General features: G+C 41.4%; 3 protein-coding genes and 1 pseudogene. 1 reads left to right on the forward strand and 3 read right to left on the reverse strand.

Annotated elements, in window-relative coordinates; genetic code table 11:
* Positions 1-114 (forward strand): annotated as a pseudogene (locus tag DA100_RS08015) (IS630 family transposase); the annotation flags it as partial.
* On the opposite strand, the gene DA100_RS08020 reads toward DA100_RS08015, so the two are convergent.
* The 3 genes from DA100_RS08020 to DA100_RS08025 form a co-directional block, all read right to left on the reverse strand.
* Entirely contained in the window at positions 106-702 is a 597-nt protein-coding gene (locus DA100_RS08020; protein WP_138971698.1) for a hypothetical protein, read from the reverse strand. The pseudogene DA100_RS08015 and the gene DA100_RS08020 overlap by 9 nt on opposite strands.
* Complete coding sequence (locus DA100_RS20915) at positions 699-836, reverse strand: hypothetical protein (RefSeq protein ID WP_171052172.1); 138 nt, start codon at positions 834-836, stop codon at positions 699-701. Before DA100_RS20915 ends, DA100_RS08020 begins: the two co-directional genes overlap by 4 nt.
* Before the next feature lie 118 nt (positions 837-954).
* Positions 955-1,643, reverse strand: a 689-nt coding sequence (locus DA100_RS08025) for a hypothetical protein (protein WP_138971699.1), incomplete at its 5' end; no start/stop codon positions are given.

Consider the following 1,643-nt stretch of genomic DNA (forward strand, 5'->3'; position numbering starts at 1 on the left):
TTCAAGGAAGCCATCGATCAATTTTTTACTGTGACTCTTCCAGAGATCGCAGGTTCACTGACGTCTCGAATCAATGATAATTTTCAGGTACTCAAGCCTGCATTTTCAAGTTGATTGGGTATAGTCTAATGTTTCTCGATTAGGGCTTCCAAATGACAGCACTGAGTCATGAGTTAGATTAAACACGACACTGCGATCATCTATAAGCACATAAGACTTATCAACGGTTGGCTGAAAATTGGTCATCCCAAATGACATCAGTGCAAATGCCCCAGCACCGACAAGCGCCAAGGGGCCAAGTAACAAAACCGCAATAACACACACCGCAATCCCCACCCAAGCAAAACCACGCACGATTTTATAAGCCACCTCTGGGATCATATCTTGTTCTGTGTAACGAATACCCTGTGCAGTTAGGTGATAACAGCGATGTTTATCAGGTAAATATAGATACCTTGTCATCAACATCATCATCGTCATCGTCATCAAAACAAAAGCCACCCAAAACATGGGGGTGTCTACAGTAAAATCTTCAAGAATAAACCAAAAAAAAACAAATATTGAATAGTTGACAAAGAACGCCACTCCCCACCTCCACAGGTGTTCGTATTTGCCACCCAATCCTTTGTGCTCCCAAGAGTAGGCTACATCAGCGTTATAAAGTTGTTCCTTTAGAGACTCTATGCTTTGGTTATTCTTCATTGGTCTATTCTCACTTCAATAATACGAGTGCCAAATTCTTTTGGCGCAGGCTCTACGGTTAAATCACCTTGTTTTTTACCTGACGCTATATAGCCCAGTTGTTGATACTTTGAGGCTTGCCAGTTAAACGGCATGCTAACCAGTACCGTGATGGTATCATCCGTGGTGCCGCCGGTAGTCTGGCAATCGATATGAGAAAAGCAAAACTGATTTAACCTACAAACCTGTTAATAGAGTTCAACTTGCATTCTTCTAGTCTTGAATAAAAATAGGGTGTTTAAACATATCGTTCAATTTTGCTAGTTCCACATACTCGATATCTTTTTGACTCTCTAGGATTAGGGTGATGATTTTTTGTTTTTCTTCTATAGACGAACAGTAAAAATCTCTACGGCAGCAATACTCGGTGGCGGTATGACTGTCAATTCTAAACATAGTATCTTTCACTACGTTAAATAGAATTGGACTGTCAGAGAAGAAGATTTCGTGTTTTAGTACCGTTGGCTGAAAATTGGTCATCCCAAATGACATCAGTGCAAATGCCCCAGCACCGACAAGCGCCAAGGGGCCAAGTAACAAAACCGCAATAACACACACCGCAATCCCCACCCACGCAAAACCACGCACGATTTTATAAGCCACCTCTGGGATCATATCTTGTTCTGTGTAACGAATACCCTGTGCAGTTAGGTGATAACAGCGATGTTTATCAGGTAAATATAGATACCTTGTCATCAACATCATCATCGTCATCGTCATCAAAACAAAAGCCACCCAAAACATGGGGGTGTCTACAGTAAAATCTTCAAGAATAAACCAAAAAAAAACAAATATTGAATAGTTGACAAAGAACGCCACTCCCCACCTCCACAGGTGTTCGTATTTGCCACCCAATCCTTTGTGCTCCCAAGAGTAGGCTACATCAGCGTTATAAAGTTGTT

This window comes from Vibrio sp. Hep-1b-8, assembly GCF_006124995.1.
Taxonomy (GTDB): domain Bacteria; phylum Pseudomonadota; class Gammaproteobacteria; order Enterobacterales; family Vibrionaceae; genus Vibrio.

What these genes read in the sequence shown, in the direction of transcription:
- DA100_RS08020 (WP_138971698.1), bottom strand. Translation starts at nt 702, where the DNA reads ATGAAGAATAACCAAAGCATAGAGTCTCTAAAGGAACAACTTTATAAC.
- DA100_RS20915 (WP_171052172.1), bottom strand. Translation starts at nt 836, where the DNA reads ATGCCGTTTAACTGGCAAGCCTCAAAGTATCAACAACTGGGCTATATA.